This is a genomic window from Paenibacillus sp. FSL M7-1046, from assembly GCF_038007405.1.
Taxonomy (GTDB): Bacteria; Bacillota; Bacilli; order Paenibacillales; family Paenibacillaceae; genus Paenibacillus_AQ.
This window is the reverse complement of record NZ_JBBOXB010000001.1, coordinates 5,641,274-5,667,089: the sequence shown is the minus strand read 5'-3', so window position 1 is coordinate 5,667,089 and position 25,816 is coordinate 5,641,274. Positions and strand designations below refer to the sequence as shown.

Here is a 25,816-nt window from a genome sequence, read left to right as displayed (position 1 = left end):
TCCATCCCCTGAATATTAATTAATACAATTAATTAATTACTCAATTAATTAACAATAAATGAACCGCAGCATTAGCAGACAAACCCGCAACCGTTCGGCATTTTCTCTACTGCTTCGTGCTGTTTTAACGAGTCTAATCCTTAAAATTTAACATACATCGTCGAACGATAGCGAACTGCTGTCCTGTTGGGCTTTTTATGGCAGTGCAGTGTCATTTCCTGCGCTTTCCCGGAAAATAATTTAATTCCCCGGGCCATTTCCCGCTGGCTTCAGGGAGTTTCGCCGATACACCGGAAAGGTGCAGAACTCTTCTGCAAGCAGCGTATTCGGGAAGATCGCCTGCGCCTCTTCCAGCAGTGGAGCAAGCTCTTCCTGCGAGATATAACGCGAGCTGAAGTGTGTCAGTAACAGTTCCCGTCCTTCCGCTTCATGGGCAAGCATAGCCGCCTGCCGGGCAGTGCTGTGATGATATTGATAGGCCATATCCGCCAGGTCATGGGCGAAGGTTGCCTCGTGGACGATAAGATCAGCACCTTGTGCCAGCGGCAGACTTCCCTTACAAGGCCGTGTGTCGCCCAGAATGGTCACGATGCGTCCTTTTTTCGGCTCGTTGACCACATCTGCAGCGCTAATAAGCGTTCCTTCATCGGTAATAACATCTTCACCTTTCTTCAGCTTGCCGTAAAGCGGCCCCGGCTTCAACCCATAGCTTCGGAGCAGTTCGGTATTGAGACTCCCCGGACTGTCTTTCTCTGTTACCCTGTAACCATAGCTGTCAATCCGGTGCTCCAGCAGGCCAGCCTCCACCTTAAAGCTGTCGTCTTCAAAAATAAGACCTCCTGTATGCTCTACAATATCAAGCTTATATGGAATACGGGACTGGCTGACGGATAATGAAATGTCCAGAAAAGCCTTCAGGCCCGGCGGACCATATACGGTCAGCGGAGCAGTTCCACCCTGATATCCGCGGCTCGACAGCAGCCCTGGCAAGCCAAACAGGTGATCACCGTGCAGATGGGTAATAAACAGCTTCTCCAGCTTGCCCAGCCGCAGTGGAGAACGCAAGACCTGGTGCTGAGTGGCTTCTCCACAGTCAAACATCCAGAAACTGCGCCGTTCCTCAAGCAGCCTTAGGGCAATTGAGGTAACATTGCGCTGTAGGGTCGGCACACCTGCATTAGTACCCAGAAAATAAACCTCCATAATAATCCTCCTCTCTTTTTTCTGTAAAGACAAAAACATCTTCCTTACACCTATGAAATGCATTCTACCTCTTTTACGAAATGAAATCATCTTTCTCTGCATTTCTTCCGCTCTAGCTTCGTTCCCAGCAAAAAACCTCCCGATTACGGGAGGTTCCGCTTAGAAGGATTTCCACCTTCAGACCAGTCCATGAGGATTGGGAAGCTTACAGCTTCTCTACGTTGAAATACTGCGCTTCCGGATGGGCGAAGACCATCGCTGATACCGACGCCTCCGGCTCCATCATGAAGCCTTCGGTAAGATGGACACCGATATCCTCCGGCATAAGCAGCTTGAACAGCGGCCCTTGATCCTCCAGATCCGGGCAGGCCGGATATCCGAAGGAAACGCGGATGCCTTGGTACCGTGCACCATGTCTCTGCTTCATCGTCATATCTGCAGGGTCCGGGAAGCCCCAGGTATCCCGCATCATGTGATGAACACGCTCAGCAAGCCCTTCAGCAACCTCAAGCGCCACTGCCTGCAAAGCATGGGAACGGAGGTAATCCCCCTTGTCTTTCAGTTCGGTCGATAATTCACGGACACCGTGACCGGCGGTAACGACCAGGAACCCGACATAATCCATAATTCCGCTCTCCACTGGCTTCAGGAAGTCGGCAAGACAGAGAAACGGCTCGACATTCTGCCGCGGGAAAGTAAAGGTATGCAAAATCTCTGCAGTGTTCTGCGGGTTATAGATCAGTATATCGTTGCCCTGGGACTGTGCCGGAAAAAATTGATACATGGCATGAGGCTTAATGGTGCCCTCCAGCATCGCGTGATGCAGGATGTCATCCACTGTCTCCTTCAATTCCACGGTGCGGGCATCCCCGGCGGCAAGCTGTGCTTCCACCGAACCGCGTAATCCCAGGTGATGGCCCAGCAGCATCTGCATATTCACATATGGAATGATATGACCAAGCGGGTAGCCCCTCAGTACATGGCGCTCTACATCCGGCGGAGTGAATACAGGTGCATCTGCTGAAATCTTGGAACGGACGGCCCGGGTCAGCACCGGAAGCTCCTGCTGCGGAGCCACCGCAACTGCCGCCTCCGCTTCAAGGCGGACCTCTTCTTCGATCTTGGCCCGCTCCAGCGGATTCATCAGCCGATTAGCGATATCCAGACCATCCATCGCATCTTTAGCGTACAGTACCAAGCCGTCATATTCAGGCCGGATACGATTTTTAGTGAATTTACGGGTCAACGCGGCACCGCCTACCATGATCGGCACATCAATACCTGCTGAGCGCAAATCCTGGGCGGTCAGGACCATCTGCTGCGCCGACTTGACGAGCAGGCCGGACAGGCCGATCGCATCGGCCTTCTCCCGGCGGAAAGCTTCAATGATATTTTCAGGTGGTACTTTTATACCCAGATTAACGATCTGGTAACCATTGTTGGAGAGAATGATCTCCACAAGGTTCTTACCGATATCATGGACATCTCCTTTGACGGTGGCCAGCATAATCTTGCCTTTCACCGATGTCTCGTCCTTCTGCATAAACTGCTCCAGATGGCCGACAGAGGCCTTCATTACTTCAGCGCTTTGCAGCACTTCAGCGACAATCAGCTCATTGTTGTTAAATAACCGGCCCACCTCGGACATTCCAGCCATAAGCGGCCCGTTGATGATTTCCAATGGACCACTTTTGGTCAGCGCTTCGTTAAGGTCAGGTATCAGCCCTTCCTTCGTTCCTTCAACCACATAGGAAGCGAGCCGTTCTTCCAGCGAAAGATTGGAGATCTTCTCTTTCTTCTCAACCTTTTTCTCACGGAACGCAGCAACGAAGGCAGACAGAGTCTCATCATTCGTATTGTAAATCAGCTGCTCAGCCAGATGGCGCTCTTCTTCCGGGATGGAAGCATAACGCTCTACCTTCTCCGTATTCACGATGGCATAATCCAGTCCGGCTTTCGTACATTCATACAGGAAGACCGAGTTCAGCACCTCACGGCCCGCTTCCGGCAGTCCAAAAGAAACGTTACTGATCCCCAGTATCGTATGCACCGAAGGCAGGGCTTCCTTGATCATGCGGATGCCGTCGATGGTCTCCTTAGCAGAGCCGATATACTGCTCATCCCCTGTACCAACAGGGAACACCAGTGTATCAAATATCAGATCCTCTGCCGCCAGCCCATATTTGTTCACCAGCAGATCATAGGAGCGTTTGGCAACCTCCAGCTTGTCTTCCGCTTTAATGGCCTGTCCGGATTCGTCAATCGTGCCTACGACAATCGCAGCCCCGTATTTATGAATCAGCGGTGTAACCAGTTCGAATTTTTCTTCACCATCTTCAAGGTTAATGGAGTTAATAATCGCTTTGCCCTGGCAATATTGCAGCGCCAGATCAATAACTTTGGGATCGGTTGTATCGATCATCAATGGAACCTTCACCTTTTTGACTACCAGCTCCAGAAACAGCTTGATGTCCTCGATCTCATCGCGGTCCGGATCCTGTACGCAGACGTCAATGACCTGAGCTCCACTCTTGACCTGTGCCCGGGCAATCTCCGAGGCTTCCTCGTATTTCCCTTCCACGATCAGCCGCTTGAATTTCCGTGAGCCGAGTACATTCGTACGCTCACCTACCATATAAGGACGGTTGTCACTCTCAACATAAACAGGCTCAATGCCTGACAACGCCGGCGGATGACTTCCCTCCAGCTGGCGCGGCGGATAAGCTGCTAGTGTTTCAGCCATCGCCCGGATATGATCCGGTGTCGTTCCGCAGCACCCGCCGGCAATATTCAGCCAGCCCTTCTCGGCAAAACCTGCCAGCTTGCGGGCAAGCGAATCCGGTGACTCATGATAGTTCCCGTTCTCATCCGGCAGCCCGGCATTGGGATAGCAGCTAACTGCTGCCGAAGAAATTGCCGAGAGCGACCGGATATGATCGCGCATAAACTCGGGTCCGGTTGCACAGTTCAGCCCGATGGAGATCGGCTTCAGATGCTCCAGCGAGATATAGAACGCCTCAATATTCTGTCCAGCGAGCGTCGTACCCATCGGTTCGATAGTACCCGAGATCATGACTGGCAAAGTGATGCCTGCCTTCTCAAAGGCGTTGCGGATCCCAATGCTTCCGGCTTTCACATTCAAAGTATCCTGGGAAGTTTCCAGCAACAGGGCATCCACTTTGCCGTCAATCAGCGCTATAGCCTGCTCCTCGTAGCTATCCACCAGCTCCTGGAATGTTACGCCTCCGGTGACCGAAAGCGTTTTTGTTGTCGGGCCCATCGCCCCGATTACGTAACGCGGGTGATCGGGCGTTTCAATCTTTTCAACAGCATTTCTGGCCAGCCTCGCAGCTTCCAGGTTAATCTCCCGGGCCCGCTGAGGGATATCGTATTCGGCAAGCACAACCGAGGTTGCGCCGAAGGTATTCGTCTCGATCAGATCTGCGCCTGCTTCAAGATATTGTTCATGAATAGTCTGTATAACCTCCGGACGGGTGAGCACAAGCATCTCATTACAGCCATCCAGATCATCCCCGCCAAAATCTTCACCGGTAAGTGGCACCTGTTGAATCATCGTGCCCATTGCTCCGTCTAAAATCAGTATCCGCTGCTGCAAGCTTTCAGCAAGTGTGTATTTAGCCACTTCATATCCCCCCAGTAAAACATTAGAGTAAGTTTAGCAGAATAAAGCGGAATCGAAAAGCCTTCCTTTCCACTCTGCATAATAGTTTTTCTTTATAGCCAGCCTCTATCTCTATTTCATTATGGCTGCACTGTAAGTTCTTTAGTCGGCATAGAGTGCTGTGTTCTAGCTGTTACATGCGAAGTCACATCATATTTGCCTTCCTTCATCAGGATCGCCTCAGCTTTATATGTACCGTTGCCGGAGAGCTTGCCTTCAAGCTCCTGCTTGTCTTCTTCATTATTCTTATTCACAATCTCAAAAAGCACCGCCTTCGCATCATCCACAGTTTCACTGCCCTGGGTAACCACAGCCTCAAAAACTACCTTTTGATTTACCGACACGTCCACCGGATTCCAGCTCAGTTCGACGTGAATCGGTTCCATAGAGTGCTCTGATCCGTCATGCATATGGCTTGATTCACCACTATTACCTGAACAGCTTACAATCATTGACATCGCCACAATCGTAAAAAGAGCAATCAGCTTCTTGGGTTTCATCATCCGGAGTCCTCCCGACCAAGGTAGAATTTATAATGATATTTCCAGCTTGCGGTTGCATTCTTTTACTATTATACACAACATATTCGCAATTTTAGAAGATCGCTTAAACTTTCACGCCTTTTTCGTGAAGTTAGTCATATACAGATGAATTCTCTCCCTATAAGAATTGACCAACCTCTTTCTTTGAGCGCAAAAAAGCCAGCATCCCCTTAGGGGATACCGGCTTCACAAAGGTTACACTATAGCGATTGTACCAGGGGGAGGAGCTCAGAGAGATGGCCGATTCTATAATCCGGCTGAATCTCAGGATTTGGTAATTTGTCAGTACGGTTGATCCAGACAGTAGTCAGGCCAGCGGCCAAGCCGCCCTTAATATCCGTCGTGAGTTTGTCGCCGACCATGATCCCTTGTTCAGGGGTTATATCCAGCAGCGAAAGAGCATGCAGGAAGATATCCTTGTCCGGTTTTCCTTTGCCAAAGCTGCCTGAGATAACTACATGATCAAAATAGGGGATAAGCTCAGGCACTCCGTCGAGCTTCTCCTGCTGCAGTGACGGGCAACCATTCGTAAGCAGCAGCAGTTTCACCTTACCACGGAGTGCATCAAGCACCTGTAACGTCTCTTCATACATGTAAGGCAGGCTACGGCGCTCGGCAGCAAACCTGTCTGCCAGCGTTTCGGCAAGCACCTCATCTTCGACACCGAGGGAGGCCAGACCACGCCGCCACGATTCTTTACGGTATACAGGAGCCAACAGTTGGAGCTTACGGAACTCCGGCTGTTCTCCAGCTGAGAAATTGGACCAAAGTGCTTCATAAGGATTAATCCCGATCATCTTTGTAAAAGGGAACGTCTCATAAGTTTCATAAAGATTCCTGGCTTCCCTGCGAACAGCAACTTCAAGCTCTTTAGGATCAATGGAGTCACCTGCAGCTTCACATGCATTGCGGAAGGCTTCTTCAACACTCCGTTCATCCCAGAGCAATGTATCGTCAAGATCAAATAGTACGGCGGTAATTGGCATTAGATTTCTCCCTCTCCCTACGCTGTTATATCTTCCTACTCGTGTACTACTTCGATGTTATTGGCTTTGCCGAACTCCTCCAGGCGTACACCCATGGCCTCAGTGTTATAGCGGTTAATCAGCTTGGAGAAAATCCACTGTTTGCGCTTGCCCTTATATTTAAGCACGACCACTCCACGGGACAAAGTGATCTTCTCAATATCTCCAGCTTGCAGCCAGCGTTCGCGGTTATACTTAATCGTAGACACTCTGTTGCGCTCAACCTTCAGATACGGACGCCGGAAGAATAGAAGTGCCGCCAGCGCAAAGTAAAGAACGACGCCCAGCCAATTGGCAAGGATGCCGCTGCCTCTGGCCTCGTCGATCGAGCCTACCACCCAGAACATAATTCCAAGCAGCATTAGAACAACAGGAAATGCAATGTTGCGGCCCTTAAAGATATCACTATTTTTCGCAGCTGATTTTGACGAAGAAGCATAAATGGAATCCTTGCCCTGCTTCTTTCTTTGCTTGTTGACCTGCTGTGTGTTGCGTTGAACCATTCTTTCCCAAGAACGGGCCATGTTAGTTCCCCCTAGTCATCCTGTAATATCTATGAAAAAGACACACTGGACTAATGTTTGAGTCCCTTGTTGCCTTGTTCATGCTCATCATTATCCACGATTTCAATAGTGTCGAGCTGGGCCCGGAAGTTGCTGCGGATGTTGCCCAGATAAATTTCGCGGAGCTTGGCCCGTTCAGCCAATTCCTCTTCACTCAGGCCGCCATTCTTCTGTTTGCGTGCCAGTTCATTGATGCGTGCGACCAATTCGTCAATATTCAATGCTTTCCCCTCCCCTATAAATTCATTCTAACTTTGCCATGAGAAAAAGAGCTTGTCAAGGTCTACCCCCTGAAAGCTCTTTACGTCAGTCTATACTGCTTATGATGAAGTTAATACACAGGCAATGTCAGTATATCTCCGGCCTGAATGTTCCCGTTCTTCAAACCGCTTGTTTTTTTAATTCCTTCTATATATACGACCGTCTTCATACCCGCTGGTTTGTTCTTAAGGGCGATACTCCAGAGCGTGTCTCCGCGTTCAACTACTACCCGCTTTTCCTGCTTCACTAATGATGCTGAACTCGCAAAAACATTACCAACAACTGTAAATCCAGATACAACAAGCATAAAGACCAGCACAAGCTTCACGAGATATTCTTTACGGCATAATCCTAAGATCGCTGCAAATAAAGCGGCGGCGGATTGTTTCATTTCATTCATATGATTAGAAGCAGATTGTCCTCTAGTTGAATTAACTTCACCGGCCTCTTCGTAGATGCTGCGGTATGTACTGTATTTTAACATTGTCATCGTCCTCCAAACACTTGTTCTTACTTTCGAAAATAATATAACACGAACATGTGTTTTGATCAATAGATTTTTTAGAACAATTGTTCGCTTTTTTTCCTTATCCATAAATGTGCCAGTTTCCAGCACCGGCTTTGTCTTGTCCCGCCATTTTCAAGCCGTTATTGGATACTAATATGGTAAAAAGCTACTATTTCCACTATTAATCTCAGATTGTTAGAACTTATGTTTGTACGAACGGAAGTTCTATGTTATAATTTTCCCAAACATACTATATGGGGTTGATTCCGATGTCAAAGATTTCGAGTCGTCAACTGGCGATCCTGGAATTTATACGTAACGAAGTCCGTAGCAAGGGTTATCCTCCGTCCGTCCGGGAAATCGGTGAAGCTGTAGGCTTGGCCTCAAGCTCCACAGTGCACGGCCATCTGGACCGGCTTGAGAAGAAAGGCCTTATCCGCCGCGACCCTACGAAACCGCGTGCAATTGAGCTGCTCGGCCAGGAAGATTCCGAGAATGTACATCAATTCGTACAGACGGTTACCCGTATTCCTGTCGTAGGTAAGGTCACCGCCGGGGTGCCGATTACCGCAACGGAGAATATCGAAGATTACTTCCCACTACCTTCCCACTATGTGGGGGACAACAAGGTATTTATGCTCTCCGTTCTCGGTGACAGCATGGTGGAAGCAGGTATTATGAATGGTGACTACGTAATCGTCCGCCAGCAGCAGACTGCTGACAATGGCGATATCGTCGTTGCCATGACTGAAGAAGACGAAGCTACAGTCAAGACATTCTACAAAGAACGTGACCACATTCGTCTACAGCCGGAGAATCCGGCTTATGAACCCCTCCGTCTTAACCGCGTTACGATTTTGGGACGAGTTATCGGTCTCTTCCGCGATATCCATTAATATTTTTGTTCATATTTAAGGGCTGCTTCGCTTTTTCAAGTGAAGCAGCCCTTTCCCCCTTTCATATGGTCATTTTACTCATTGCGAACATTTGTTCTATTTATCTCATATAACATTTCCTTCGAACAGCAACAGCACTCCGCACATATTCTGATATCAAAGGAGTGCTGAACCTATGCCTAATTATCGGATTATTGTTGATCTGTCGCAGCGCATGCTTTATTTGCTTGACAATAACATCGTTACCCGAGGGTTCCCTGTCGGTATTGGCACCATGCTTACCGTTTCACCGGCGGGAGAATACACTATCATTAACAAACAGCCTAAGCCTGGCGGACCCTTCGGCGCATTCTGGATGGGTCTATCCAAACCACATTACGGCATTCATGGAACGAATGACCCTTCCTCCATCGGACATATGGTCTCCCATGGCTGTATCCGCATGTACAATGAGGATGTGCTGGCCCTTGCAGCAATCGTACCTATTGGAACACGGGTTACAATAAGGGAGTAACAGCATGGTGGTCAGACAAAAAGCAAAAACACCCTAACGATCACAAAAAAATGATCGAGGGTGTTTTTCATTGTGCTTAATATGGGTCCTTCCTGTCTGCTGATTCATAACGGTCGCGTATTTCACGGTTTTTAGCATATATGTACAAATCCAAAGCTACTATTCCTCTACGGGCAAGTTTAACCAACAGTACGAATGCGTAAATACAAGCTACAGCCGATATGAGCCACATCAATACGCTAAATACGCCAATTCCATTAATGAAGAAATTCTCCCGATGCACAGACAACTTTTACTCACTCCCCTGTATTTTTGAATATGAAAATACCCCACCGTTCTGGCAGGGTACTGTTATTTCGTCATTATACTGTTGTATGGAACAAATTGTATATGATCTTTATTTCAACAGCTTCGTCTTAGGCTCTATCGGAAAGGCTGGTTTGTTGTGTTTCGGCAGCTTCTTCAGAAGAACCATGTCCAGGTCCCAGCAAATTCAGCACAATCACACCAATGACGATTAAGGTTATTCCTATTACGCTGCCTGTATTTATTTTTTCTTTCCAGATCAGTACCGAGATCAGAACTGTAGCTACCGCTCCGATTCCAGACCAAATTGCATAGGCCGCATTTAATGGAATAGTCTTCAGTGACAACGACAAAAAGAAGAACGAGCAAATGAAACTAATCAGCATTATGATTACCGGGATTATTTTGGTGAATCCTTGCGATGCTTTGAGCATCGAAGTTCCTACAAGTTCGCTGGCAATGGATATCGCCAAAAACAGATACGGCACTTACTTCTCCTCCTTTACTCCGTCCATCAATTCTTTGTAAATACGTTCTTTTAACTCCAGATCTGGCGGTGCCAGTCCAAACTTTTCCGCAAACCAGAGTCCGTCGGTCGCCAGTCGGGCAATGGTTGCCCGCAGTGGATCCACACCGTCATTTTCAAAATTATGTTGCCATTCAGCATATTTCTCCTGCATGTTTGTCAACAAGCCGGGATTCGTAAATAAAGCTGCTGCCAGCACCGAGTTCATGTCACTGCCTTCTCCAAAACCATAAAAAGTAGATTCAATGTATGCCCTGCTCCATTTACCAGCTTGTTGCTGGTCATGCTCTACACGGCTCTGAACATCTTCCGTAAAGTTTCGGGTCAGCTCATCCACCATACCGGAAACCAGTTGTTCCTTGTTAGGAAAGTGATACAGTAAACCGCCTTTGCTCACGTTGGCCGCTTTAGCCACAGCTTCCAGAGTTAAGTGTTCCACCCCTTGATCACGAACAATGGAGGAGGCCGCTTGCAAAATCATTTTTTTCTTGGAGCTGTTGTTATGTATAGTCACCTTATCACCCCGATTTCAACTATACCGTCTGGACGGTTTTTTGTCAAACCAATATAAGTATAAATAACCTGGCTTTTCCGCAAGCAGAATATAAAATAAAGAGCATACACCATACGCTTGCAATGCCCACAAAATGGGTAATAAATACCATATAGTTTGAAGATCAGCTATTCGTTCCGCTATTGGCCGTTCTCTTTAAGTTCGGTTACGCGCATATGTCTTATCCATACTTATGTAAGGTGACTGAATGGGCTATCCTAGTGTTATACAGGAATTCACCCTTACAGGCGGGAGGAAAAAGATGAAAAAGAACAAACCATTCTATAATATTTGGTGGTTCTGGGTGGTCTTAATAGCCGCCGGCATCATAGGGCTGGTTACCACCGGGAACGAGGACAAGTCAGATGATCATACTGCTTCGATTACGGCGCTAGCAACAGCGATGGTTACTGCCAAGCCAACAACCGAATCAAGTCCATCTCCAGCAACAAAACCAACGACTAAGCCTACAGCAGAACCTGCAACTGCCCCAACCCCTTCACCTTCAGCTGAACGAACTGCCAACCCCACTCAAGCAACGTCTGCTGATCAAGTACCTTTATCTGCTGACGAGGTGCTAGCTTTTACTGCCAACCTTACAGGTAAAACTTTTATAAAAGATGTAATCGTCGGGACAGACAATATAACGGTTACTTTTTTTGAGACCTACCAAGCATATAAAGAAGCGAACCCAACCTCCGGCATTACGAACGAAGATTACATCGATTACTTTTCTACAGGCGACCAAATAAACAAACTTCTTATGGAAGAAACAAGCCGATTATTCGCGCAATTCCACGGAGCTGCTTCGATTGACATGGTGATTCCATACGATGGGAAAATCTATTCCGTAGCTCTCACGCAAGGAGAAATTGAGCGATTTTATAACGTGGACTTCAGTACACTGGCTTCCAATGAAATATGGAGAGAGAAAGTTAGCAAGCCACACTTCAACAAAAGAGACCGGCAACAATTCGTTGAGCAGTTCGTCCAAGTAAATTAACAAGGAGTTTGTGATGTACACTGATTAATTGTATAATCTACTAAATATTAACTAGGAGTGATCGCAATGAGTAAACTCACGCGTTCAGATAAAGCTATCGTTTCCTTTTTACTTGGATTCGCCTCCCTGTTCATTATTGCGTTCTTCGTAATTCGATATATTGTACAGAATGTTTCATTTGCTCCATAAAATCCATATTTACTTTCGGCACTTGTCTGGGAAAAGCTTAAACAATAGACATCAATACCCCGTCATTATAATCACTGACGGGGTATTGTTCGTCAAAGGATGGTGAACTATTTTCCAGTTACAGTAGCCGGAGTCTGATTCTCAAGGATCAATTGATAGTTTTGCACACCCAGTGGCGCTGTTTCAACAAACAATTCTTCAAGTGTTATATTATTATCAAAGACATTAGTTACCAGACACCAATTATGGCCCTCAATTCCACCCTATGTTTCTGCCATTTCATCATCTCCTCCCAGTTCTGTTTTATACTATTTTTGGGAGATGTTAATGCGTAGATTAATAACACCCGGCTAAACATCTTTTTAGTTATCGCGCTAAGTAAAACTGACAGGATCGGAGTAAAAATAATGAATAACATATTAATAGTTGAAGATGATATCGCCTTGAGCGATGGTATTGTCATTGCACTCAAAGGGCCCCATATAACCATCATGCAAAAGCATGACTTTGCCTCTGCAAAAGAACAATTAAATACTACTGCCTTTGATTTAGTAATTCTAGATGTTAATTTGCCGGATGGAAGCGGGCTGGATCTTTTAACTTACATACGCCAAACAACAACGGTGCCAGTTATTGTTCTAACTGTTCATGATCTGGAAACGGATATTGTCACTGGCTTTGAGCTGGGTGCCGATGATTATATCACTAAACCTTTTAGTCTTATGGTATTAAGGGCAAGAGTAGGAGTTCAACTAAAAAAAGCCAGACACCCGCACCCCGACACCATTCAAGTTGACGATTTCTACTTTTCATTTGATAAGATGAAATTTTTGAACAATGGTAATCCGGTCGAGCTTAGTAAAACCGAGCAAAGACTACTTCGTATCTTGATTGACAATCGGGGGATTACCGTTTCCCGTGATCGTCTGGTGGACAGCATCTGGACAGATGGAGCCGAATATGTAGGTGAAAATGCCCTGTCTGTGACGATAAAAAGGCTGCGTGATAAACTCGAAAAGCGCCCCTCTGCCCCCCAGTACATCAAAACCGTTTATGGGATCGGTTATACATGGGCTATAAAATGACAATTTTGAACTATATATGTATTGGAATTGCCGTTATTGCACTTATAGCAGCAGCTGCTGCGATTATGCTATACCGCAAAAACATCGACAAAACTCTAAAAACATTTGAGAACATGATTGATACTGCGATTGACGGCAACTTTTCAGAGAGGGTTTTTGACGAATCCGTTATATCTGCGTTAGAGGCAAAGCTCGCCCATTTTCTAGCTCTTTGTTCAGTATCTTCTAAAAATTCACTAGCTGAAAAGAATAAAATTAGCGAACTCATATCCGATATTGCGCATCAAACGAAAACACCTATCTCGAATATCTTGCTATATTCTCAAATTCTCAGTGAATACGAATTACCTCAAGATGGTTCAACTTGTGTAAAGGCCCTGTCAACACAAGCTGAGAAGCTTCATTTCCTGATTCACGCCTTGATGAAGACTTCGCGCCTGGAAACGGGGATTATCAAGCTAATCCCAAGACAAGGCTCCGTCCAAGAGCTGGTGGATCTTGCATTGGAGCAAATTATGCCGAAGGCGAAGGGCAAAGAAATCACGGTTGCTAGAAAATGTACAGCAGCGCTGGCATGGTTTGATCTAAATTGGACGGTCGAAGCTGTCTACAATATCTTGGATAATGCTGTGAAGTATACAAAAACCAACGGAGGCATTTCCATTAGTGTAGATGTTTTTGAATTATTTTGCCGAATTAATATTACCGATAACGGTATAGGCATTGCGGAAGAGGAGCAGGGTAAAATATTCACGCGTTTTTATCGTTCCCCTGCTGTTAACACGCAAGAAGGTGTGGGCATTGGCCTCTTTTTGGCAAGGGAAATCATCGCGGCCGAAGGAGGTTACATCAAGGTATCTTCGCAACAGGAAAGAGGTTCTACTTTCTCTATTTTTCTTCCTATGGATCAATAATTCTTTCAACACTGTTAGATTTCAGAAAGAATGTAGAAAGATTATTAAGCTATTGTATGTACTGTAGAGGATTAAGTACATACATTTTGGGGTGTGGGAGGAGAACAACTTGCAAGTATTAGAAACCAAGGATCTAAAAAAAACTTATGGCAGCGGAGATACTGCGGTTCATGCATTAGACGGGGTAAACCTAAAGGTGGAAAATGGGGAGTTTGTCGCGATTATAGGTACATCCGGCAGCGGTAAGTCTACCCTGCTGCATATGCTTGGAGGACTGGACCGGCCAACCAGCGGAGAAGTCACGGTCGATGGCAAAAATATTACCTTGTTGAAAGATGAGGAATTGACCATTTTCCGCAGACGGAAGATGGGCTTTGTATTCCAGAATTATAATTTGGTACCGGTCCTGAACGTATCCGAGAATATTGTGCTGCCTATTGAACTGGACGGAAAACAACCAGACAAAGCTTATTTGTCCAAAATTGTGAATACGTTGGGGCTTGAAAACAAATTATACAATCTGCCAAGTAATCTCTCCGGGGGACAGCAGCAACGGGTAGCCATTGCCAGAGCGCTGGCGTCGAAACCGGCTATTATTTTGGCCGACGAACCAACCGGCAACCTCGACAGCAAAACTAGCCTTGATGTTATGGGACTTATAAAGGTTTCCAGCCAACAGTTCGGCCAAACGATCGTAATGATAACCCACAACGAGGAAATTGCCCAAATGGCCGACCGGATTATCCGCATTGAGGACGGCAAAATGGTTAGCGGTGGCGCCAGATGATCAAGGTCAATAGCAATAAAGCAATCCGTAATCTATCGACTAATATTTTGAAGGCGAATAAAACCCGCAATATCATAGCTATTATCGCTATCGCCTTAACTTCGTTGTTATTTACTACCCTGTTCACTATGGGACTCGGCACGGCGGAAAGCCTGCAGCGGGCAATGATGCGGCAGGCAGGTGGAGATGGTCATGCCTCACTCAAATATCTAAACGAGGAGGAATTTAATCACATCAAGGACCACCCTCTTATTAAGGAACTGGCTTATGACCGCTTACTAAGCAAAAAAGTAACAAACGAGGAATTGTTAAAACGTCATGCGGAGTTTTGGTATTATGACGATATTGGTCTGAAATTCGGATTTATTGAGCTTGAAGGCGGGCATAAACCTGTTGCAGAAAATGAAGTCATCATGGACTCCAAGACTGCGGAGTTACTAGACGTTCCCCTGAAAGAGGGGACACCATTTATCCTGAAGCTTGAGATACATGGCAAAGAGGTTCAGCGTGACTTTGTGCTCTCAGGCTGGTGGAAAAGTGACCCCGTGTTTAACGTGGGGCAAATCTTTGCTTCCAGAGCTTATATAGATGCCAATGCCGAAGAATTGCGCAGCACATATAAGCAGGACTTTGATCAAACCGGAGTCATAAATGCTCTTTTAAAATTCGATAACAGCTTTGACCTCCGGGGAAAACTTGATAAAGTAATAACGGAAAGCGGTTATTCCCTGGATAAAAATGCATCGAACTATCTCGACGGTAATGTTAACTGGTCATATCTCTCCACCAATTTCGCCATGGATACGGGAACCATCCTTGCACTAACTGCCGCTCTCCTGTTGATAATGTTGACCGGATACTTGATTATCTATAACATATTCCAAATATCAGTCATGCGCGATATCCGCTTCTATGGACTTCTAAAGACTATCGGAACAAGCAGTAGGCAAATCCGCCGGATCATTCGCAGGCAGGCATTATTCCTCTCCGTGCTTGGAGTCCCCATCGGCTTACTCATAGGTTTTGTTGTCGGAAAATCACTTGTCCCTTTACTAATGGACAGATCCATGCACGCAAATGCTGAGATATCCGTATCCCCGAGCCCGTGGATTTTTATCGGTTCTGCTATATTTGCAGTTATTACCGTCATTATCAGTACGTTAAAACCAGGCAGAATTGCCGCGAACGTTTCTCCTGTCGAGGCTGCAAGATACACAGATGGAGGTGCGAAGAGAACGGGTGGCGCCCACCTGAGGAAGTCAATCAATGGCGCTAAAATGCCCCTCATGGCTCGTGCCAACCTGGGGCGCAATAAGAAGCGGACAGCTCTGGTGGTGATCAGCCTTTCTTTAAGTCTGATCCTCCTGAATACTGCATTCACGTTATCTCAGAGTATGGACATGGACAAATACATGTCAAAATTTAATGATACTGACTTTCTTATTGGTCATGCTGAATATTTTCAAGAACACTTCACCGGTTCTGATAACGCGACCACGGAAAGCTATATTCAAGCCGTACAGGCACAACCAGGTTTTGAAGAAGGCGGCCGCTTGTATAGTGGCAGGGATCTACTCACTATCGAGCATAAGGACAATAGTGAGGGGTATGAAGCAGATGCTCGCGGCAACTTACCTACAGTGACTTATGGATTGGAAGAATTACCTCTTCACCGGCTGCAGTTGATTGATGGTGAGCTGGATTTTAACAAGCTTGCTTCAGGAAAGTACATTCTGGAAGGAGCGCCAGTGGATGATCATAACAACCCTCAGATGGAATACACTAAATATCAAGTGGGTGATAAGGTAACCCTTCATAACTATATGGGTTCAATCAATAATCCCCAGGATCAAGAATATACCAGTCATGAATTCACCATTCTTGGTCATGTAAGCATTAATAGCACGAATTCCGGTACAAGTGCCGCATACTTCGCTAGCTTCTACCTGCCTGCGGATATCTATAAATCACTTGTGCATCAGCCAGCTGTGATGAGTTACGCCTTTAATGTGTCCACCGGTCAGGAGGACTCGATGGAAAGCTTTTTGAAGAAGTACACTGAAACAACTGAACTGACGATGCATTACAAATCCAAATCTATTGTAAAGAATGAATTCACAGGTATGCAAAATACAGTAGTAGTGATTGGTGGAACACTTAGCTTAATTATTGGTTTAATTGGAGTGCTGAATTTTGCAAATGCGATATTAACTAGTATTTTGACCCGACGCCAGGAATTCGCCATCCTGCAAAGTATTGGTATGACCAATAAACAATTGAAAACAATGCTTATCTATGAAGGGCTATACTTCGTGCTTGGTACCAGTGTATGTTCCATCCTATTAGGAAGTCTATCCTCACTCTTGATTGCAAAACCCTTCACTCATTTAATGTGGTTCATGAGTTATAAATTCATTATCTGGCCCTTGCTCGCTGTGCTACCTATTCTATTGGCACTTGGAATCTGTATTCCACTCACCAGCTATTCTCTGAGCGGCAGGAAAAGTATTGTGGAACGGCTTCGGACAGCTGAATAAATATCTAATTTCTCTTATTATTTTTTTATCTTGATACAAACAATCTATCATTCAGTCTCATAAGCTGTATTAGCTATGAGAGGATAGGTGAATCATATGAGTATTCAATTTTTAGATATGCGTATTGCTCAAGATAGCACGTCTGATACACCAGCGTTAGGGTTAAGTTCATCTTCTTTTCCCTACACGTTTGGAGATATCGGATTACAGACAACAAGTGTTTCCCCTGAAAATGTTGGCTTGGTCCGGGTGACATCAAATGCATATGCCCGTCTAACGTTATCAGCTTCTTCAAGTTCAACTGTCGTCCCTAATGCTACCTATACCATACTGCGAAACGGTACTCCGGTCTTTTCCACCGTCTACCAAAAGCCAGCTACGCAATTTGAGACTATCTATGAAATGAGCGGACTGACCGCCGTTGACTACTCTCCTGCTGCAGATGTACTTTCAGGTCAAATCAGATATACCATTTATGTAGTCACTAATTATGGCATCACTTTAGGAGCAAGATGCTTCAGTGGGAGCGCAGTAGCAGGTAATGGGTAATAATCTTTTAGTGTGTATCCCCGGAGACTATGGGGATATTTTATTTAGTCACATCTATAATCTCATCTATCTTGATCCAATCCCCAATCCCCCCGGTACATTGATAACATATTTCCCCTTTAGAATAATCGTCTGATACGAGTGGCTTCTGCGCAGCATGGTCCAAATGTGCAAAAAAAGAACGTCCGCCATGGACGTTCCCTAAATTTCTTTATTTGTCTACGCCATTTCAGCTAGTTAGGCATTACACTTTCTGTTTTACGATCCTTACTTGCATGTAATGTTTTCATTGCAAATCTTGCTATCGGCTGCGCAACCAACAGTTCAATCCAAAATGCTATCCCAAAGTTTCTTGGCCAGATGTGAAGGAAGTTTTTAAACGGTTCTAGGCTTATTTGTTTGGTCCCAACCCATGTACCGATAATCGATAATAAAATAGATAACACTGTGACATTCAATAAAGTATTCAATAGAACCCTAGCATTAAATCCATCGGTTTGTCCCATGAATATTGGCATTACTTTCCCAACCAACGGTCCTGCAACTAATCTTACCAATAAAACTACGATTATCCACATGAACGGAATAATCTTTAGTGTATCTATATACACTTCCTTACTGAAACCAAGTTCCAATCCCACAATAATAGGAGCAATAGTATTTACTGAAATAATTGAAATAATCAATAAAAATAATATACCTTCTTTTGCGTTTCTAGGCAGTCTTGTGTCTCCATGCATGTTTGTCATCTCCGTGAATAATATTTCAGATGGCAGACGTATCATGAGACATATATTTTCGGTCAATAAAAAAACCGATATCTCTACACACTGATTTAATAATCATAACATTTTCATCAAATGAATGTAAGACGTTCTACTGAAAATGTATTAGATCCCCCTGCTGGTTACTTCAATAATAAGCATTCGTAGTACGGTCCAGACATGCATATCTACAAAGGAGATGTCATATGCGTTTTCTCCACGCGCGGTATTTCGGTTTTCAGCTCATACTGGCTATCCCCCTTCTTATTAAGTAAAGCACATGTTATATAATCTTAAGATGGTAGTATTTGGAGTATGGAGGTGTTTACTTGACTACTACTACATGGATATCCATTATGATAATAATCATCGTAGCTGCTGCAACTTTGATCCTAAAGCAGAGCTCCTTCATTCTAGTAAAGAGTCACTTACTGATCTTTTTCCCACTCGTGAACCTGGGTGCGATTTATGACTTAGGTCGCTTATAATGGTCTGAACACCACTTAATACCTTGCTAATAAAGGTTTTTTAGAATGTATTTCATTCTTTCTATTATATGTGGGCGTTTTGGGGGCGCTATTGTGGGCATATATTATGTTGTCACTTCCCATTATGAGGAGGCTGAACTATAGATACCATACCCCGCCAGTAAACTGACGGGGCTTTGATTATGTAGTCATATCTATAATCAATTCTTTTTTGATCAAGTCATAACCAAATATTTTATCATTTTGCCATATTTATCCTTATAAATACAGTTCCACCTATCACGTATTTGTTTTAAAATAGTAAAGTATCCCATTTTTATTAAATAGGAGGAAGAGGAAAATGAAAAAAAAGTTTGTGTCCGCGCTTTTGTCGGTAGTAGTATCACTTTCTTTCGCAACCGCTGCCTTTGCGCAAGATGAAGCAGAACCCAATAACATCCCTGCTCAAGCTAGCGCTATAACCAACATGAAAGTTGGCGAACTTGAGGGGCAATTCTTTTTGCATGGCTCCATTTCTTCATCGGCCGATAATGATTTTTATGTCTTTCCAGGTTTGTCGAACTACAAACAAACTCTTACAATCTTGAACGATTCGCCAAGCCCTATGAATTACTTAAACTTTAGTGTTTATCGTTATTTTGATTTAATAAATGGAAAGCCCCCTATTGTTGAAAAGATTATTGCACCGAGCTCAAGCGAAAAGATTGGATTCGTACCAGTCCAGGGGGAATTATATTGTGTGAGAGCGTATCCGGTAGGCTTTGGAAGCCCATTTGATTACACATTCTATGCTGTTTATTATCCTTGAAAAATATAGAAAATGAAACTAGGGCAGCCCTCAATAATGACTGCCCTATCCCAGGCCAATACTGAAGGTCCCGCCAGTATTACTGACGGGGCTTTGTTTATGCAGACCGACTAACTCTTTTTAAATATGCACAAGCAATCGACCCTTCCTCTCACAAAATATGGCATCTACTAAGAGAGGTCAGGTGAATATGATGAGTATTCAGTTTTTGGATATGCGCATCTCACAGGATAGTGTAGTTGATACACCAGGTATTAATTTAGTTTGGTGTCATTGGACTTCAAACCTCAAATGTTACACCTGCAAATGCAAGCTTGGTAAGGGTCACTTTAAATGCTTATGTAAGGCTTAGTGTTGATGTTAGCGTTATAGTTCAGAATGATGTTACTTTTAGCATCTACCGCAATAATACATTAATCTTTAGTACAACGTACCCGGGAAACATCAATAAACAAGGGACCCAATACAAAATGGTAGGAATAACCGCTGTTGACTTCCCGCCGGCTAGTGATGTGCTTTACAGGCCAAATTCATATACCATTCTAGCATCAGCCATTAGGACTGCAACTCTAAGAGCAAGAAGTTTCAGTGGAATTGCAGTAGCAGGTAATGGATAATGATCGTTCAAAGTAGTGTCCCCGGAAACTTCGGGGATTATTTTTTATCACATTATTTAAGATGATCCTTTAACACTTCTCCGAGCTCAGTTGTATACTTGGTCAGCCGCAGGCTAATCTCAGGTCGCATTACATCGCGAGTAAGTCTGAATCGTTCCTGGTATCCCGGCAAAATATTTTGTGATAAGAGATAAATTCATCTTGCTCATCCGCGAAAAATTTAATATTCCGCTGCTTCAGCTCTTTTTGCAGTCGATAGGTATCCTGCATGATCCGGCGCTGTATTGCCTTCCCGGCCATTAGAAGGACATTGCCGGAATGCTCGATCTCCTTAAGGCTCTTACTCACCATTGTATCTATATGTGGCAGTAAAATGAGATCCCGGATCATCTCGCGCTCATCATTCGTGAGCATCTTACTACCGGCTCCCTCGTCCTTATCCCTCTGATCGTACTGATCCACATGATCGGTAAGTAGCATCTTAGTTTTCCACCGCTCATTGCTATCCAATTTACTCATTATGTACTGCCCCCTTAGTGATTCATCCAGTAATCTATGTTAGGTCCACGCCCGGCGCTCTGTGCGCCTCCCTGCGGTGATGTATCGTACGGTACGTTACGTTCCCACCCCTCAATTATTACGGCCGTCTCAATAGGTGCAGACGACTCCCATAGTATATATTGCTCCGCTGCCAGCGCTTTGAACCCCTTGATTATCTCCGCAGGCCGCCGCCCGCTCAATCGTCGCAGCTCCTTAATGTTGGGCATCCGTCTAAAATGATACCGGAACTGAAATATGATCCTCAGCAACTTACGCGGAGTATCATCAAGCATGCCGCCGTTCCTGCGCAGGTTGCCATGATAAGACACTGGCTGCCAGGAACACTCGCGGTGCGCCTGTGGTCAGGCATGTAGCCCGAATACGTCCGTCACGAATGCCGTTTACTTCGATCTTGCGCTGAGTGATCTTCCCCGCTTTGTCCAGATATATGATTTCGATGGTTTGGCCGATGCTCATCTTCATGATTGATCGCCTCCGATAAAATAAGAACATTTGTTTGTATTATAACCAAACAAATGTTCGTTAAACAATAATGAGTATATTCCACAGCTCCCACAATTATGTACATTAATAGAACATGATCTAATTATTCCAAATATAAGTATTTTTGTTTAGACATATTCATCCATGAACGTTAAAATTCACTCATGTAAATTATAGGAAAGGCAGGGTTGCTAAGACACCAGAATGAAATTTCTATAAGAAGAAAATATACATAATAAGGGGTACAACAAATGAAAAGATTACGGACTTTCGCTCTGATTATTCTACTTGTTTTCTCATCCTTATCTGTAGGATCTGCTGCATCAGCAACAGCATCGAAAGCAATGGTACGAACATCAATTTTCAATCCAGCATTTAATACTCAATCTATCTTCCTTATATCTAGCTGGGGGATTGATAAAATGCTGGTCTACACTTCTGATACTGAGTATGTGGAGTATTCTGTATTCAAAACCACAGATCCACACTATTTCAATATTCCTTCAACATTAATCACAAAGATAGAAACTTATTACCAAGCCGATAAAATGTCATGGTCTGCAGGTCCGTATCTTTATGCGGGAAGAGATAAAACCGGTGCATCCGTAGCAGTTAGTAGTAGTAATACTGAAGTGCCACAACCAACCAACACTCCAACTCCTACTGTTGAGCCGTCACCGACAGTGACACCAACACCAACCGATATCGTACTCGGTAAATTATTCACACTTGGTAGTGGAATAAATACAGGAAATATAACTACAGATAAACTAACAGACGAAAATGTGGCTACATTTGGACAAGTTGGAAATTACAAATCATCTACTACAGGATTCTGGATTAAGTTACCTGAAGAATACTATATTTCGAAATTCAAAGTAGAATTTGCAAATGGGGGAAATCAAGCTTTCAGTGCCTATTTTTATGATGAAAAGGGTACTGAAATCAAACTATCTCAACGCGTTATTGGAGGAGAAATATTAACTAAACAAGAACTTTCCGTAAACGTAGACAAAGTACGTTATATCTTTTTAGGTAATGCGGGTAATGATCTAAAAGTATATGATTTTAAAGTATATGGTTATTTAACAAACCAACCTACGCCAACACCGTTACCAACCGCTACACCTGAACCAACAGTTTCTCCAACACCTAGTCCTTCGCCGACGGCTTCTCCGACAACAACTCCGTCTCCGACAACTACACCGGACCCAACACCTACTACTACGCCTAACCCGACGCCAACTGTGACACCTACACCAACTGCTACAGCTACGAGTACGCCAGTTCCAACGGCTACACCTACACCAACCACGACTCCAAAGCCAACTGTTACTCCAGCACCAACTCCGACACCAGAACAACCAGGTGATCGAGCTATACTGGTGATTACGATGACAAATGGAGTAGAAAAGGAGTACGATCTCCCCATCGCTGAAGTAGATGCATTTTTAACCTGGTATGATGCCCGTGATGCAGGTAGAGGCCCTGGGATGTATGCAATTGATAAACATAGCAACAACAAAGGCCCCTTCAAAAAGCGTAAAGATTATGTCGTATTTGATAAAATACTAACCTATGAAGTAAGTGAGTATACAACTTCCGAATAATCTTTCCCAGGACTTACCTCCTCTTTCCCTTTTAGCCAAGCGCTATAATTGGATAGAGGAGGTTTTTTATGTTTATTTTCCCAATGTTATTACAAACTACTGCTGGTCCATTCAGCCACAATGATTATATTTTGAACCAAAGATAGACGGACACCGGCTGACTTTCTCCTAGGAGGCCGGGAAAATCCGGAGCCCCGGCTATGAGGAACTGAACCAAATCCGGCATGCTGCGGAGTCCGGTATTTACAGAATTTATCGTATAAATAGAAAAAGCCCGCCGACCAGTTTAGGTTGACAAGCTTTCACTTTCCCAAACGATATGCATTTAGATAAAGCACGTACTAAGAATAATAACCAACAAGATAAACAGAACCAGAATTGCAGTGGTAGAAGTAAAGCCACCATATCCCCCAGCAAATTCACCCATTACAGTCTCCCCTTTGTAATTGAATAAAATTTAGAATATACAGGCTTTTGTAATGATGACCAACAAGATAAAGAGTACCAAGATTGCACCTGTCGACGTAAAAGGACTAATACATTTAACTTCTTTTTCATGTCCACAGCCATATCCTCCAACAACTCCACTCATTCGTTATTCCTCCTCTGCAATTGGATACAACTTAGAATATGTGGGATTTTTATCTGTGCTTGGGTAAATAGGAATCGAATTATGGGGGAATGAACACAAAACTGGCTTGTTGCGGAGTCCAGTGTTTACTGAGTATTTTTATATAAACAGAAAAAAAGCTCGCCGACCAGTTAAGGTTGACGGGCTTTTGAAACTCATCCAATCGATATTCCAGAATAGGTAACCGGTCCAGTAACACTGGCAGTATTCAGTAAAATATTGAGACTGTTATTGGCCACGCCTAAAGAATATGCATGATACCCTTCTGGAACGCTTCTATCCAAATATGAAATAGTAATAGGTTGAATTGCTGAAATCGAAAGTCCACTAGCTCCCACATTGAAAATAGGTTGTCCATCTCTGTACAAAGTGAAAATCACACTTGGAACACCCAATGTCGTTTGAAAACCAATAGTTGTATCCAGTTGAACACTTCCACTTGCTACGGTAGCTAGTCCAAACTCAGCTAAGATTAAATTTTGAGCCGGCGCGAGAATGGGAATGGATACCGTTTGGCTTCCTGTTGTCGCAGTACTACTTCCTACATCTATGATTTGTGCCATGTTAAACTACCTCCTCTTTATTTATACTCATAGAGTATGCAAAGAGAGGAATTTTGATTGGACAGACGATGATAACTTCAACCTATTTTATGTATGCTCTAAATTCAAATCGTTCTCGCACAAAATGGGTGCCTGCAATCATAATCGATTTCGGAATATATCCTGATGTTAGTGTTTGTTGGATACACTTCTTTATATCAATAAAATTTATGGCCCCCTACCGGGCCGAGTTCGCAAGTAACTTATTCACCAACTGGAATAAAAAAGAAAATGTCTTCATCCACTCACTTTATTGCAGATATATACATATATGTTTAGACAACCCTTGTTATTTTTGTAAAGTAGGTGACTATAATACATACTAAGGAGTGCAACTAAACAAATGAAAAGAAAGAAGATCGTTCTTATGTTTCTACTAATTTTCACTGTAATTCCTTTAAACGGTGCCTTTGCTCAAACTGGTGGTATTTTTAATGGTTATGCTGTGACTCATGGAGATTGGGATTATCGTACTCAAACTTATGCTTTCCGAGAAACCATTAACTCTATTACTGATAATTATTTAAATACTGGCAAGGGGTTATCAAATGGTGGTACACTTAACTCTTTTCAATTTGACTTAGGAACTCGAGAGACAGCGAATATAAATGGATATTTCTTAAAATCTTTCGCAGCTTCTGATAAGTTTGAAATCAAGTTTTTGGATAGTAAAAATAAAATTATAGCAACACACTCTGATATTGTTACAATTGGTGTTTTGACTAGTTTAGGAACTACATATTCCGAGGTAAAATCTATTGTTGTAACAACAACGAGTGGAGCTAGCGTTTATGAAATTGACTTTTTTGGTTCGGTAGTTCCCTCTACCCCTGAACCAACAGAAACACCTACAGCAACACCGACAACAGCGCCGTCTCCTACACCTACGGCTACACCAGAACCAACAGTTACACCAACACCAACGGTTACACCAACTACTACACCATCTCCAACTCCTACAGCCACGATAACTCCGAAACCAACAACAACACCAGAACAACCGACTGGTGATAGAGCTATTCTCACGATTACCCTTATTAATGGAGTCGAAAAGGAATATGATCTATCCATTGCTGAAGTTGATGCATTCTTGACCTGGTATTAACGCGATAATGAGTTTTTGGTCACATTAACGACGTGGTTGTTACTTTTGATTGGCGGTAATTTATAACATGCGGCTACCGCTAATCCGATTGCCATTGTTACACTCTACCCAACGGTAATCTCCCGCTGTCCAAAACCTTGGGCTGCCTGGGAATCATTGTCCTGACTGTTCAGTTCAGACTGCAGATCCTGCAAAAACTTAATATCGGTGCTCATATCCTCTTCTCCCGCTTATACCTCTGACTGTTCAAGCAATTCCAGATTATCATACTTGTTACCAACAATCTCACCTTCAACAGAGATGTAGATGTAATCTTCGATGATGCGCTTTCCGCCCTATCTCCATCCATGTTCTTCGAAATCAATAACTTCCGTGTGGTAAGTCGTGCTGGTGTTCTCAGAAGTCTCGTAAAGATCCGGAATCTGTACGATGTCTCCTTCATAAATTTCCCGATCATTATTGTCCTTCAATCCGGTGTGTTGACCGACTGTCTTTGGATCAATC

28 protein-coding genes are annotated in these 25,816 nt (G+C 44.1%); 12 read left to right on the top strand and 16 right to left on the bottom strand.

What is annotated here, in order from left to right:
• Positions 1-240: 240 nt before the first annotated feature.
• The 7 genes from rnz to NYE29_RS25215 all read right to left on the bottom strand — a co-directional run bounded on the left by rnz (position 241) and on the right by NYE29_RS25215 (position 7,871).
• Positions 241-1,203: a ribonuclease Z gene (rnz, locus tag NYE29_RS25245; protein WP_340897933.1), complete on the bottom strand. Its 963-nt coding sequence runs from the start codon at positions 1,201-1,203 to the stop codon at positions 241-243.
• A gap of 205 nt (positions 1,204-1,408) precedes the next feature.
• A complete protein-coding gene (metH, locus tag NYE29_RS25240) occupies positions 1,409-4,786 on the bottom strand; it encodes a methionine synthase (RefSeq protein WP_445322219.1) in 3,378 nt (1,125 codons plus the stop codon).
• A gap of 179 nt (positions 4,787-4,965) precedes the next feature.
• A complete protein-coding gene (locus NYE29_RS25235) occupies positions 4,966-5,388 on the bottom strand; it encodes a FixH family protein (protein ID WP_340897930.1) in 423 nt (140 codons plus the stop codon).
• Between the two features lie 239 nt (positions 5,389-5,627).
• The gene (locus tag NYE29_RS25230) at positions 5,628-6,413 is read right to left on the bottom strand and encodes an HAD family hydrolase (RefSeq protein ID WP_340897929.1); all 786 of its coding nucleotides are present in this window, start codon (positions 6,411-6,413) and stop codon (positions 5,628-5,630) included.
• 35 nt (positions 6,414-6,448) lie between these two features.
• Positions 6,449-6,976, bottom strand: a complete 528-nt coding sequence (locus tag NYE29_RS25225; protein WP_076109525.1) for a hypothetical protein — start codon at positions 6,974-6,976, stop codon at positions 6,449-6,451.
• Between the two features lie 50 nt (positions 6,977-7,026).
• On the bottom strand, positions 7,027-7,236 hold the full coding sequence (locus NYE29_RS25220; RefSeq protein ID WP_038592973.1) for a DUF896 domain-containing protein: 210 nt from the start codon (positions 7,234-7,236) through the stop codon (positions 7,027-7,029).
• Positions 7,237-7,346: 110 nt separating this feature from the next.
• Positions 7,347-7,871, bottom strand: a complete 525-nt coding sequence (locus tag NYE29_RS25215) for a LysM peptidoglycan-binding domain-containing protein (protein ID WP_340897926.1) — start codon at positions 7,869-7,871, stop codon at positions 7,347-7,349.
• A gap of 182 nt (positions 7,872-8,053) precedes the next feature.
• Between NYE29_RS25215 and lexA the strand changes: the two genes are divergently transcribed.
• Both lexA and NYE29_RS25205 read left to right on the top strand, forming a co-directional pair.
• Complete coding sequence (lexA, locus tag NYE29_RS25210) at positions 8,054-8,680, top strand: transcriptional repressor LexA (RefSeq protein ID WP_038592979.1); 627 nt, start codon at positions 8,054-8,056, stop codon at positions 8,678-8,680.
• Between the two features lie 175 nt (positions 8,681-8,855).
• The gene (locus tag NYE29_RS25205; RefSeq protein WP_076109523.1) at positions 8,856-9,194 is read left to right on the top strand and encodes a L,D-transpeptidase; all 339 of its coding nucleotides are present in this window, start codon (positions 8,856-8,858) and stop codon (positions 9,192-9,194) included.
• 416 nt (positions 9,195-9,610) lie between these two features.
• Here the strand turns inward: NYE29_RS25205 and NYE29_RS25200 are convergent, their stop codons facing one another.
• Positions 9,611-9,988, bottom strand: a complete 378-nt coding sequence (locus NYE29_RS25200; RefSeq protein ID WP_340897924.1) for a DMT family transporter — start codon at positions 9,986-9,988, stop codon at positions 9,611-9,613.
• A complete protein-coding gene (locus NYE29_RS25195; RefSeq protein WP_076109521.1) occupies positions 9,989-10,507 on the bottom strand; it encodes a TetR/AcrR family transcriptional regulator in 519 nt (172 codons plus the stop codon).
• 334 nt (positions 10,508-10,841) lie between these two features.
• On the opposite strand from NYE29_RS25195, the gene NYE29_RS25190 reads away from it, so the two are divergent.
• From NYE29_RS25190 to NYE29_RS25160, 7 genes are all read left to right on the top strand, one after another.
• A complete protein-coding gene (locus NYE29_RS25190; RefSeq protein WP_340897923.1) occupies positions 10,842-11,582 on the top strand; it encodes a hypothetical protein in 741 nt (246 codons plus the stop codon).
• 66 nt (positions 11,583-11,648) lie between these two features.
• The gene (locus NYE29_RS25185; protein ID WP_340897921.1) at positions 11,649-11,771 is read left to right on the top strand and encodes a hypothetical protein; all 123 of its coding nucleotides are present in this window, start codon (positions 11,649-11,651) and stop codon (positions 11,769-11,771) included.
• Positions 11,772-12,178: 407 nt separating this feature from the next.
• Positions 12,179-12,856 carry a response regulator transcription factor gene (locus NYE29_RS25180; protein WP_340897920.1) on the top strand — a complete coding sequence of 226 codons (678 nt, stop codon included), beginning with the start codon at positions 12,179-12,181 and terminating at the stop codon, positions 12,854-12,856.
• Positions 12,853-13,770, top strand: coding sequence for a sensor histidine kinase (locus NYE29_RS25175; RefSeq protein WP_340897919.1), 918 nt, complete (start codon positions 12,853-12,855; stop codon positions 13,768-13,770). Before NYE29_RS25180 ends, NYE29_RS25175 begins: the two co-directional genes overlap by 4 nt.
• Before the next feature lie 109 nt (positions 13,771-13,879).
• Entirely contained in the window at positions 13,880-14,557 is a 678-nt protein-coding gene (locus NYE29_RS25170) for an ABC transporter ATP-binding protein (protein ID WP_340897918.1), read from the top strand.
• Positions 14,554-17,094, top strand: coding sequence for an ABC transporter permease (locus tag NYE29_RS25165; RefSeq protein ID WP_340897917.1), 2,541 nt, complete (start codon positions 14,554-14,556; stop codon positions 17,092-17,094). Before NYE29_RS25170 ends, NYE29_RS25165 begins: the two co-directional genes overlap by 4 nt.
• A 96-nt stretch (positions 17,095-17,190) precedes the next feature.
• Positions 17,191-17,643 (top strand): hypothetical protein, encoded by a 453-nt coding sequence (locus tag NYE29_RS25160; RefSeq protein ID WP_144024249.1) that lies wholly within the window; start codon positions 17,191-17,193, stop codon positions 17,641-17,643.
• A gap of 233 nt (positions 17,644-17,876) precedes the next feature.
• Here NYE29_RS25160 and NYE29_RS25155 read toward each other — a convergent pair whose 3' ends face one another.
• Positions 17,877-18,383 (bottom strand): hypothetical protein, encoded by a 507-nt coding sequence (locus NYE29_RS25155; RefSeq protein ID WP_076109515.1) that lies wholly within the window; start codon positions 18,381-18,383, stop codon positions 17,877-17,879.
• Between the two features lie 852 nt (positions 18,384-19,235).
• Here NYE29_RS25155 and NYE29_RS25150 point away from each other — a divergent pair.
• The gene (locus NYE29_RS25150; protein ID WP_076109514.1) at positions 19,236-19,703 is read left to right on the top strand and encodes a hypothetical protein; all 468 of its coding nucleotides are present in this window, start codon (positions 19,236-19,238) and stop codon (positions 19,701-19,703) included.
• 746 nt (positions 19,704-20,449) lie between these two features.
• Here the strand turns inward: NYE29_RS25150 and NYE29_RS25145 are convergent.
• The 3 genes from NYE29_RS25145 to NYE29_RS25135 are packed head-to-tail and all read right to left on the bottom strand — an operon-like array spanning position 20,450 to position 21,343.
• The gene (locus NYE29_RS25145) at positions 20,450-20,839 is read right to left on the bottom strand and encodes a hypothetical protein (protein ID WP_083675499.1); all 390 of its coding nucleotides are present in this window, start codon (positions 20,837-20,839) and stop codon (positions 20,450-20,452) included.
• A gap of 14 nt (positions 20,840-20,853) precedes the next feature.
• The gene (locus NYE29_RS25140) at positions 20,854-21,087 is read right to left on the bottom strand and encodes a hypothetical protein (RefSeq protein ID WP_340897916.1); all 234 of its coding nucleotides are present in this window, start codon (positions 21,085-21,087) and stop codon (positions 20,854-20,856) included.
• Positions 21,088-21,145: 58 nt separating this feature from the next.
• On the bottom strand, positions 21,146-21,343 hold the full coding sequence (locus NYE29_RS25135) for a hypothetical protein (protein WP_179091692.1): 198 nt from the start codon (positions 21,341-21,343) through the stop codon (positions 21,146-21,148).
• A gap of 272 nt (positions 21,344-21,615) precedes the next feature.
• Here NYE29_RS25135 and NYE29_RS25130 point away from each other — a divergent pair, with 272 nt between their 5' ends.
• Positions 21,616-22,974: a hypothetical protein gene (locus NYE29_RS25130; RefSeq protein WP_340897914.1), complete on the top strand. Its 1,359-nt coding sequence runs from the start codon at positions 21,616-21,618 to the stop codon at positions 22,972-22,974.
• Positions 22,975-23,431: 457 nt separating this feature from the next.
• Here the strand turns inward: NYE29_RS25130 and NYE29_RS25120 are convergent, their stop codons facing one another.
• Together NYE29_RS25120 and NYE29_RS25115 are read right to left on the bottom strand one after the other, a co-directional pair.
• Entirely contained in the window at positions 23,432-23,566 is a 135-nt protein-coding gene (locus NYE29_RS25120) for a YjcZ family sporulation protein (protein WP_218642517.1), read from the bottom strand.
• Between the two features lie 194 nt (positions 23,567-23,760).
• The gene (locus NYE29_RS25115) at positions 23,761-24,168 is read right to left on the bottom strand and encodes a hypothetical protein (protein WP_076109512.1); all 408 of its coding nucleotides are present in this window, start codon (positions 24,166-24,168) and stop codon (positions 23,761-23,763) included.
• A 382-nt stretch (positions 24,169-24,550) separates the two neighbouring features.
• Here NYE29_RS25115 and NYE29_RS25110 point away from each other — a divergent pair, with 382 nt between their 5' ends.
• Entirely contained in the window at positions 24,551-25,312 is a 762-nt protein-coding gene (locus tag NYE29_RS25110; RefSeq protein WP_083675498.1) for a hypothetical protein, read from the top strand.
• A 335-nt stretch (positions 25,313-25,647) separates the two neighbouring features.
• On the opposite strand, the gene NYE29_RS25105 is transcribed toward NYE29_RS25110, so the two are convergent.
• On the bottom strand, positions 25,648-25,815 hold the full coding sequence (locus NYE29_RS25105; RefSeq protein WP_256718048.1) for a YopX family protein: 168 nt from the start codon (positions 25,813-25,815) through the stop codon (positions 25,648-25,650).
• Position 25,816: the final 1 nt, after the last annotated feature.

Bases quoted from the DNA above. Each gene is read 5' to 3' on its own strand.
- rnz (WP_340897933.1), bottom strand. From the start codon at position 1,203: ATGGAGGTTTATTTTCTGGGTACTAATGCAGGTGTGCCGACCCTACAG.
- metH (WP_445322219.1), bottom strand. From the start codon at position 4,786: ATGGGCACGATGATTCAACAGGTGCCACTTACCGGTGAAGATTTTGGC.
- NYE29_RS25235 (WP_340897930.1), bottom strand. From the start codon at position 5,388: ATGATGAAACCCAAGAAGCTGATTGCTCTTTTTACGATTGTGGCGATG.
- NYE29_RS25230 (WP_340897929.1), bottom strand. From the start codon at position 6,413: ATGCCAATTACCGCCGTACTATTTGATCTTGACGATACATTGCTCTGG.
- NYE29_RS25225 (WP_076109525.1), bottom strand. From the start codon at position 6,976: ATGGCCCGTTCTTGGGAAAGAATGGTTCAACGCAACACACAGCAGGTC.
- NYE29_RS25215 (WP_340897926.1), bottom strand. From the start codon at position 7,871: ATGGATAAGGAAAAAAAGCGAACAATTGTTCTAAAAAATCTATTGATC.
- lexA (WP_038592979.1), top strand. From the start codon at position 8,054: ATGTCAAAGATTTCGAGTCGTCAACTGGCGATCCTGGAATTTATACGT.
- NYE29_RS25205 (WP_076109523.1), top strand. From the start codon at position 8,856: ATGCCTAATTATCGGATTATTGTTGATCTGTCGCAGCGCATGCTTTAT.
- NYE29_RS25195 (WP_076109521.1), bottom strand. From the start codon at position 10,507: ATGATTTTGCAAGCGGCCTCCTCCATTGTTCGTGATCAAGGGGTGGAA.
- NYE29_RS25190 (WP_340897923.1), top strand. From the start codon at position 10,842: ATGAAAAAGAACAAACCATTCTATAATATTTGGTGGTTCTGGGTGGTC.
- NYE29_RS25185 (WP_340897921.1), top strand. From the start codon at position 11,649: ATGAGTAAACTCACGCGTTCAGATAAAGCTATCGTTTCCTTTTTACTT.
- NYE29_RS25180 (WP_340897920.1), top strand. From the start codon at position 12,179: ATGAATAACATATTAATAGTTGAAGATGATATCGCCTTGAGCGATGGT.
- NYE29_RS25175 (WP_340897919.1), top strand. From the start codon at position 12,853: ATGACAATTTTGAACTATATATGTATTGGAATTGCCGTTATTGCACTT.
- NYE29_RS25165 (WP_340897917.1), top strand. From the start codon at position 14,554: ATGATCAAGGTCAATAGCAATAAAGCAATCCGTAATCTATCGACTAAT.
- NYE29_RS25160 (WP_144024249.1), top strand. From the start codon at position 17,191: ATGAGTATTCAATTTTTAGATATGCGTATTGCTCAAGATAGCACGTCT.
- NYE29_RS25155 (WP_076109515.1), bottom strand. From the start codon at position 18,383: ATGCATGGAGACACAAGACTGCCTAGAAACGCAAAAGAAGGTATATTA.
- NYE29_RS25150 (WP_076109514.1), top strand. From the start codon at position 19,236: ATGAAAAAAAAGTTTGTGTCCGCGCTTTTGTCGGTAGTAGTATCACTT.
- NYE29_RS25145 (WP_083675499.1), bottom strand. From the start codon at position 20,839: ATGAGTAAATTGGATAGCAATGAGCGGTGGAAAACTAAGATGCTACTT.
- NYE29_RS25140 (WP_340897916.1), bottom strand. From the start codon at position 21,087: ATGCCCAACATTAAGGAGCTGCGACGATTGAGCGGGCGGCGGCCTGCG.
- NYE29_RS25135 (WP_179091692.1), bottom strand. From the start codon at position 21,343: ATGAAGATGAGCATCGGCCAAACCATCGAAATCATATATCTGGACAAA.
- NYE29_RS25130 (WP_340897914.1), top strand. From the start codon at position 21,616: ATGAAAAGATTACGGACTTTCGCTCTGATTATTCTACTTGTTTTCTCA.
- NYE29_RS25120 (WP_218642517.1), bottom strand. From the start codon at position 23,566: ATGAGTGGAGTTGTTGGAGGATATGGCTGTGGACATGAAAAAGAAGTT.
- NYE29_RS25115 (WP_076109512.1), bottom strand. From the start codon at position 24,168: ATGGCACAAATCATAGATGTAGGAAGTAGTACTGCGACAACAGGAAGC.
- NYE29_RS25110 (WP_083675498.1), top strand. From the start codon at position 24,551: ATGAAAAGAAAGAAGATCGTTCTTATGTTTCTACTAATTTTCACTGTA.